This window comes from Rhizobium altiplani, assembly GCF_001542405.1.
GTDB classification, from domain to species: domain Bacteria; phylum Pseudomonadota; class Alphaproteobacteria; order Rhizobiales; family Rhizobiaceae; genus Rhizobium; species Rhizobium altiplani.
In genome coordinates this window covers 22,348-30,386 of sequence record NZ_LNCD01000069.1, presented here as the reverse complement: position 1 = coordinate 30,386, position 8,039 = coordinate 22,348, and the positions used below count along the sequence as shown (strand labels likewise).

Below are 8,039 nucleotides of genomic sequence, written 5' to 3'. Positions count from 1 at the left end.
GTGAGCGCGACGAACAGCCCACCTTTTCTTTTGTGAATGAGGCCTCGAGATAAGCTCTATCATTGATAGGAGTGGACCGGGATGGTTGGAGATCGCGCTGATGCCATGCTTGAAGTCATGGATGAAGGCATGCATGAAGCCAGGCATGAGGGAAAGTATCGGCGGATCGAGGTGATCACCGGTCGGCGGCAGCGGCGGAATTGGACTGACGAGGAGAAGGCGCGGATTCTCGCGGAGAGCGCAGAACCTGAAGTGAACATTTCGGCTGTTGCGAGGCGCTGGGGCGTCAATCGCGGCTTGCTGAATGTGTGGCGACGGGAAGCCGGACTAACCTCTCAACGGTCGGCAAAGACTAGTTTGCCGCCTGCCGTGTTCGTGCCGGTGACAGTGGTTGGGGATGGCGCACGACACGAAGGCTCGCCATCGAATGCCCCAGAGGTTCTCGCTGGCCGAATTGAGATCGAGATTGCGGGCGCACGCATGACGGTCATCGGCTCGGTAGCGCCTGAACTGGCGCAGGCGATGGTAGCGGCGTTGCGAGGGCGCCGGTGATCGGAGTTTCGCCAAATGGCGTGAAGATCATGGTTGCGACGCAACCCGTCGACTTCCGGCGCGGCATGAATGGCCTGGTAGCTTTGGTGGCGTCAGCCCTTGCGGCCGATCCCTATTGTGGCGACGTGTTCGTGTTCCGCGCCAAGCGTCTTGATCGGCTTCGCTGCATTTATTGGGACGGATCAGGCATGATCCTAGCGACGAAGTGGTTGGAGGCGGGCAAGTTCGTTTGGCCTCCGATCCGCGATGGCGCTATGCAGATGAGTGCCCAGGAGTTCTCGCTTTTGCTGGCCGGCATTGACTGGACGCGCGTCAAACGAAACGCGGTGAGGAGGCCCTCAAAAGCAGGCTGATCCTATTGGTTTTGCTTGAAGATTCAGACCCGTGTGGTAGGGTCTGTCATGCCGCTTCGACCCGATCCCTTGCCCCAGGATGCTGCGCAATTGACCCGGATCATTCTCTCGCTCGACGAAGAGAATGCCGATCTCAAGGCGCGCGTTGCCTTCCTTGAGCGCCAGCTCTTCGGGACGAAATCGGAGAAGATGACGACGATCGATCCAACGCAGGCAATGCTCGATCTTGGCGATCTAGGCGACATTCCCGTTGCTGCCAATGACGATGTCGCGCCGGTCGATGAAGACAAAACGCAGGCACGGCGATCGCCAGCCCGCAATATCGGCCGTTTGCCGAAACACCTTCCGCGTTATGACGAGCTCATCGAGCCAGCGAGCAAGACTTGCCCCTGCTGTTCGTTCGAACTTCATTGCATCGGCACTGATGTCAGCGAGGCGCTCGACATCGTGCCTGCAGTAGTCCGGGTGAAACGGACGATCCGGCCACGCTATGCATGCCGGGCTTGCGAGAGTGGCATCGTGCAAGCACCCGCACCAGCACGCATCATGGACGGCGGCATGGTGACCACGGCGTTTGCAGCCCATGTCGCCGTTTCGAAGTTTGCCTGGCATTTGCCGCTGCATCGCCAGGCGCAGATGCTGGCCTCCTGCGGCGTCATCATTGATCGCGGTACGCTCGGGGCATGGGTCACGCGGGTCGCCTGGTGGCTCGAACTTCTCTACGATGCACTCACCGCCTTCATCCGCTCGCAGCCGAGGGTGTTCTGTGACGAGACGCCACTTCCGCGCCTCGATCCGGGGCGCAAACGAACCAAGGTCTGCCAGTTATGGGCACAAGCGGTTGACGATCGGCCATGGAACGGTCCGGCGCCGCCGGCGGTGGCCTACATTTTTGCCGAAAGCCGCAGCGCTCGCGAGATCGAGGGGCAACTGTCGTCGTTCGCCGGCGTGCTTCAGGTTGATGGATATCAAGCCTATAAAACCATGGTCAAACGACGCGGCAAGAGCAACGTTGCCCCCATGCGGCTGGCCTTCTGCCTCGCTCATGCACGGCGAAAGTTCGTTGACGTCGTCAAACTGACCGGCTCTTCGGAGGCCTTGTCGATCCTTGCCAGGATTGCCGAAATCTATCGCATCGAAGCAAAACTACGAGGGGAAGATGAAGATACCCGGCTTAGCGGCAGGCGTCGTGAGGCAGCTCCCATCATGAGAGAACTGAAGGTCCATCTCACCGAACTGAGCGACGAGGTGTCGTCGAAATCGGCACTTGGCAAGGCAGTCACTTACATGCTCAACCACTGGAGCGGATTGACAGCCTTTCTAGAGGATGGCCGGATCGAGGTGGACTCCAATGTCGTCGAGCGTTCCATGAAATCCGTGGCTTTGACGAGAAAGAACTCATTATTCGTGGGCAACGAGCGGGGTGGAAAGACCTTCGCTGTCCTGGCATCGCTCGTGAACACGGCAAAGCTTAACGGCGTGGACCCCGACGTCTGGCTTGCCGATGTGCTGGAGCGCATCATCTCCGGCAAAGTGAAAGCCAACGAGATGGAGAGCCTTTTGCCTTGGGCCTGGAAGGCGGAACGCGAAGCGATGACACAGCAGGAGCGACAAGCGGCATGACACAGAACAGCCAGGAGATGACGCCGCGACCGAAGCTCGATGACGACGCATTCGAAGCCTTTATCAGGAGACGTCGTCCGCCATCGCCTATCTGGTCAATGAGCAGACTCGATGGTTATCTTACGGCCCTCATCATCGGCCCCAGGTTCATCGACCCACGGCAATGGATCCCGGAACTGACCGGCCCGGATGCCCTAAACCTGCCGATGGAAACAACCGAACATCGGGCCGTGCAGACGATCGTTGCAGAGTATAATCGGATATCTGCAAGCCTTTCCGAGAGACCGAAAGACCACCGGCCAAGGTTCACCCAGATCGATGATCAGACCCTTGATCCATTTGATTGGGACATCTGCTTTCTCATTGGAACACGACACGCGCCAAGGCTTTGGCAGCCTGTCCTTCGAGGTCATGCCGTCACTGGGGATATCATTGCGCCGATCCGCAAGCTCGGCGAGGTAAAACGGAAAGCGACCCACCAGGATGCTGCTGCCGTCGCCGAAGCACTCGTCAATATCCGAACCTATTTTATGCCGAAGCGGGCAAAGCAGAAGTTCTGACCGAGAGCCAGAAAGCCAGAAACCTATTTAGTCAAATCACGAAAGCCGTGGGCCATTCGTTGCGCTCACGAACGATGACAATTTGCATCTGGCCGCCAGCAGCGATTTCCTCACGCAGTGCCTCTTCCATTAACATCTTGGAGCGGCCATAACCACCCCAGGGGTTATAATGGCTTTCCTCCGTGAATCGATGGTCCGGGTGTGGATTGCAGCCGATCGGCGAATTCGATGACATGACGACCGCCCGCCGCACGCCTGCTTTTTGCGCTGCCGTGACCAGGTTGATCGTGCCCTGTGTGTTGATCGCTTCGAACTGCGCAACCGTTCTGGGGTGAATGATGCCGGCCATGTGGATCAATACGGCGCCCTCGGCGCCTGCCACGAATGATCGGACACATTCCATATTCCGGATGTCGCCTGTCACGATCTCCAGGCCCTGTTCGCGCAGCTGTGATACGTCTTCTCCCGCGGGTACGAGCGCCCTTACCCGAAAGCTGCCGGTTGCGAGAAATCCTACGTCCGGCACCTCCGTCGTTAGCGCCGCCGCCACGCGGCCGCCCAACCAGCCGGCAGCTCCGGTCAGGAGTACGAGAGGCGCATTCAGAGGTCTCAGGTTCGTGTCTTGCATCCCGGCAATCGCCTTATTTTACAAACCCAGCGCAAACGCCAATGCGATGATGGCGCCGATGAACAAGCTGATCCTGTCCCTGAGCGCGAAGACAATTGGATCGTCGTGCAAATCCATTCGATGGCTCAGAAGCCAGATCCTTTGCAGCCATATGAACACGCCCGCCGGCGCAACATAGAGCCATTCTGGTTCGCCATACGCTTGCGTCCCTTGGGCTTCGAGGGCAATGAAAAGCAGCATGATAACGATCGAAGCCGCGGCCGAAGCAATGCCATAGCCCAGTGTGAGCGGCCAATCATTGGGCAGGTACCCGCGCCCTTTGATGGCGCCTTTCCCTTTTGACCATGCGCGCATTGCTTCCACATGGCGTTTTGCCAGCGAAAGCGACAAAAAGAACATGGCTGAAAAGGACAAAAGCCAAGGCGAGAATGCTAGATCATGCAGCACCTGACCCATGACAATTCTCAATGTGAACAACACGCCGATGACCGTCACATCGAGCAACGCGTAACGCTTCAGGCGGAATGAATAGGCTAATGTCAGCACTAGATAGACTGCAACAGCGAGCGCGAATTTACGGTGCAAAAGCAACGCGATCCCAAAGCCCGCGGCCAGCATAGTCATGCTCGCCAGGAAGCCGTTCATAATGCTGATTTTGCCTGCAGCAATCGCCCGGAAGCGCTTGGTCGCATGCGCCCGGTCCGCCTTCAGATCAGCCAGATCGTTGATGATATAGGTTGCCGAAGCAATCAGGCTGAAGGAGAGAAAGGCAATTGCCGTTTTCAGCTCGGCATAAATGTCGTCCGCAAGATGGGCGAGAAACAAGGGAACGAAAATCAGCACATTTTTCGACCACTGGTGGATCCTAAGTTCAGACAGCCAATCTTGCACCGGATTGCTTTTCTCGGGACTGATCGTCCTTACTTCGACGCCAGCCTCGCGGAGCTGGCGTGCGTATTTCACCCCGTTGCCAACTAGAACGGCGCCCGAAGCAGTCTCCCAGATCGGCAGGTCGGCGGCACTGTCGCCCGCATAAATGAAACCCTGAGGGAAGTTCTGCTGAAGCCATCTCAGCTTGTGGCGACTCTTCATGTTCGATGAACCATTGCTGCCCCTCGCACCGTCGAAAATGCCAAGATAACAAATGACGTTATCTGCTATGCTCTGATCTGCTGCCGTCACGAGATAAGTCTTACGTCCGTCGGCTTTCGCGCAACGTATCAATTCCAATATCTCTTCACGATAAGGAAGTACGCGCGGCTCAATCGAACGAACGTTCGCTAGCGTTTCCTTCAAGGCTGCGCGACCCTTGAACCAGCTTGGAATGACGCGGAGCAGCTGTTGCGGCGAATGAACGATGGCTTCAAAAAAGTTCTCATGAAGGCTGTCTGTTTGTATTAGGGTGCCGTCCAAGTCGCAAACCAAAGGCAGCTGACGATCAAAGCAGTCCAGATCCAGCATCTTCACCTCGCTGATCGCGACATCATCATCAGAGGCAAACGTCGTCCGGGCGGATCTCCCGATAAGGATCCAAAAGTGCGGTTACGTGTCGTGGGCCTGACGTAATGCTTTTGCCGCCTTTTTATCGCAACATCACCCACGAGATGACCACAGGTCCGCACCTCCAGGCGTATTGCGACGAAAGAGCATCAAGACTCGTGCCAATTGTGCGACAAGAGCAGCGGAAGAGACTTTCTATACATCCTTCAATGACGCGCATGAGTGCCGGCAGGAATGCTGCTGGGCAGCCCTGTGTCGCGGACTTGACAAGATCGACAGCGGGTGTCGCTTGAAGTTTCCTACGATCTCGACTTGCTCAGCAGCGAATCGAGTCCAGGCCACGGTCGAACGGCACCTGGTCTAAACCCGAGAGCTGAGCCATCGCCGGCCCTTACCCAATATTACCCAATCGCTGCCTTCGTCGCCGTTGCGCCAGAAATGGGGCTGCCGTAAGCCCTTCATCATGGAGCGGGAGAAGCGATCGGAGGGGTCGCAAGTGCTCCAAAACGGAGGAGAACATGAAACGTCGCACCTTTACCGCTGGGCTGGCGGCTTTGCCGTTCCTCGGCACCAGCCTGACCCGCGCTTTCGCACAAAGCGCTGCTGCTCCGCTCCCGAAAACCTATTCGGGACAGAAGATTCGTGCTCTCGCCTCGACCGGCGCGGTTTGGGAGTCCATGGCAAACATCAGTCGGGAATTCACGGAGGCGACCGGCGTTACGGTTGAGTACGTCAATCTTTCCTACAATGAGCAGTACCAGAAGCTGATCCTCGATCTGACCAGCGGTGCGGCCTCATTCGACGTTTTCAACTTCGCCTACCAGTGGAAGTATGAGATCGAACCTTATTCCGCTGATCTCGCGAACATCGCAACCGAAATTCCCGGCGCTCCAGACCTCGCCCTCGATGATTACCCAAAGCGCGCCTTAGACATCTACGGTCGCGTCAAAGACAAGCTTGTCGGTCTACCGACGATCGGCGACGTTACGCTTTTCGTCTGGAACAAGGATGCCTACAAGGCTGCGGGACTGGACCCGGCCGTTGGACCGAAGACCTGGGACGAAGTCGCAGAGCGCGGAGCCAAGCTCGTTGGCAACGGCCAGTTCGGCTATGCCATGCCGGCAGGCAAAGGCATTCAGACGACAGTCACCTGGATTTTGATTTTTAAGTCGATGGGTGGCGAATATTTCGACGCCTCCGGCGCGCCGACCTTCGGTAGCGAAGCCGGCGTCAAGACCATGAAATTCCTGGTCGAGAAACTTGCCCCGATCAGCCCGCCTGGCAATCTGACCTGGGATTTCCCGGAGATGTTCAACAGCCTCTCCACGGGTCAGGCCGCGCAATCGATGATGTGGCCGGGAGCGTTCGGCGATCTGCTTAACCCGAAAACATCCCAGGTCCACGACAAGGTCGCCTGGTCGCCGACGCCACAGGCGTCACTGCTAGGTGGCTGGGCGATGGGTGTAAATGATTCTTCCCGTGCCAAGGATGCAGCCAAGCTCTATGTTGCCTGGCTCACATCACCCGACATTGTTCGTCGCATGGGTCTGATGGCCGGTGCTCCGGCCCGCATTTCAGCGCTTAAGGATCCGGAACTGGTCAAGCAGGCACCGAACCGCCCCGCCGTCCTTGCCGGCTTGCAGGGTGACGTTGCCGAATATCCGCCGATCAAGGAAGCCGAGCAGATCCACATCATGATCTATGATGAGGTGAATGCGGCGGTGGCGAAGATCAAGACGCCGGAACAGGCGGCCACCGATCTGCAGGGCAAGGTGGAGTCGTTCATGCGGCGCCGCGGTTATCTCAAGACTTGAAGCCGCGCTCCCGCAAGGGGCAGGTGGTCCTCCCCGCCTGCCCCTTCAGTGACAACGGCAAATCCGTGGTGGTTAGTTGATGACGATTTCACAGACAGTGACCGGCGACAGAGTGGCGCCACGGCGGCGGCGCATCCGTATGAGCTCGGTGTTCTGGTTTACGCTGCCGGCCGCGGCAATCATGCTGCTCGTGCTGGGCGTGCCGCTCGTTTATTCGTTCTACTACAGCTTCACAGGCTGGTCCCTCGTCTTGCCCGGCAGCGACCAGGATTTCATCGGGCTTCTCAACTACACCGATGTGCTTGGCAGTAGCGAATTTTGGGCCGCGATCCGCGTGACGCTGATCTACGCTGTGGTGGCGGTCAGTCTGGAATGCGCCCTCGGCATCCTCTTTGCGGTGCTCCTGAACATGGAATTCTTCGGCCGGGGATTATTTCGATCCCTGATGTTGATCCCCATGGTGATCACCCCCGCGGTGGTCGGCATTTTCTGGAAGCTGCTCTACGAACAGGATTCCGGCGTCTTCAACTATCTGCTCGGCACCATTGGCTTGGAGCCGGTGCCGTGGCTCGGTCTCACCTTTGCGCTCGCGTCCGTCATCATCATGGACTTCTGGCAGTCGACGCCATTTTTCACGCTGATCATCCTGGCGGGCCTGCAGTCGCTCGACCGAGATACGGTGAGCGCCGCGCAGGCAGATGGTGCCAATGCGCTTCAGGTTTTCCGCTATCTGACACTGCCGCACCTTGTGCCCTACATCACGATTGCAGCCGCGTTTCGCATTATCGGCGTGATGGCCGACTTCGACAAAATCTTCCTGTTGACGCTGGGCGGACCGGGGAACGCGACGACAACGCTGAGCGTCTACGCCTATAACACAGGGTTCAAAGTCTTCGACATCGGTAGAACCACAGCAATCTCCTGGATTTACGTCGTCTTCGTTCTCCTGATCAGCGCTCCGCTGATCTGGCGCCTGTTCCGTGGCGCCAGCGTAAACCGACACTAAGGG

8 protein-coding genes are annotated in these 8,039 nt (G+C 57.8%); 6 read left to right on the top strand and 2 right to left on the bottom strand.

The features are described 5' to 3' along the window. Nucleotides 1-81: 81 nt before the first annotated feature. From tnpA to AS026_RS15070, 4 genes are read left to right on the top strand one after another with little or no spacing between them, the layout of a single operon-like run. Nucleotides 82-552, top strand: coding sequence for an IS66-like element accessory protein TnpA (gene tnpA, locus AS026_RS15085; RefSeq protein WP_062368489.1), 471 nt, complete (start codon nt 82-84; stop codon nt 550-552). Next, on the top strand, nt 549-905 hold the full coding sequence (gene tnpB, locus AS026_RS15080) for an IS66 family insertion sequence element accessory protein TnpB (RefSeq protein ID WP_028749713.1): 357 nt from the start codon (nt 549-551) through the stop codon (nt 903-905). The genes tnpA and tnpB overlap by 4 nt, the downstream gene beginning before the upstream one ends. 48 nt (nt 906-953) lie before the next feature. Beyond that, nucleotides 954-2,528 (top strand): IS66 family transposase, encoded by a 1,575-nt coding sequence (gene tnpC, locus AS026_RS15075; RefSeq protein WP_028749712.1) that lies wholly within the window; start codon nt 954-956, stop codon nt 2,526-2,528. Beyond that, nucleotides 2,525-3,088: a UPF0149 family protein gene (locus AS026_RS15070; RefSeq protein ID WP_062368490.1), complete on the top strand. Its 564-nt coding sequence runs from the start codon at nt 2,525-2,527 to the stop codon at nt 3,086-3,088. The genes tnpC and AS026_RS15070 overlap by 4 nt, the downstream gene beginning before the upstream one ends. A 31-nt stretch (nt 3,089-3,119) precedes the next feature. On the opposite strand, the gene AS026_RS15065 is transcribed toward AS026_RS15070, so the two are convergent. Together AS026_RS15065 and AS026_RS15060 are read right to left on the bottom strand one after the other, a co-directional pair. After that, the gene (locus tag AS026_RS15065; RefSeq protein WP_245307520.1) at nt 3,120-3,716 is read right to left on the bottom strand and encodes an NAD-dependent epimerase/dehydratase family protein; all 597 of its coding nucleotides are present in this window, start codon (nt 3,714-3,716) and stop codon (nt 3,120-3,122) included. A gap of 18 nt (nt 3,717-3,734) precedes the next feature. Beyond that, complete coding sequence (locus AS026_RS15060) at nt 3,735-5,177, bottom strand: UbiA family prenyltransferase (protein ID WP_007539800.1); 1,443 nt, start codon at nt 5,175-5,177, stop codon at nt 3,735-3,737. Between the two features lie 557 nt (nt 5,178-5,734). Here AS026_RS15060 and AS026_RS15055 point away from each other — a divergent pair. Together AS026_RS15055 and AS026_RS15050 are read left to right on the top strand one after the other, a co-directional pair. Beyond that, complete coding sequence (locus tag AS026_RS15055) at nt 5,735-7,030, top strand: extracellular solute-binding protein (protein ID WP_007539804.1); 1,296 nt, start codon at nt 5,735-5,737, stop codon at nt 7,028-7,030. A 79-nt stretch (nt 7,031-7,109) separates the two neighbouring features. After that, a complete protein-coding gene (locus AS026_RS15050) occupies nt 7,110-8,036 on the top strand; it encodes a carbohydrate ABC transporter permease (protein WP_028746987.1) in 927 nt (308 codons plus the stop codon). Nucleotides 8,037-8,039: the final 3 nt, after the last annotated feature.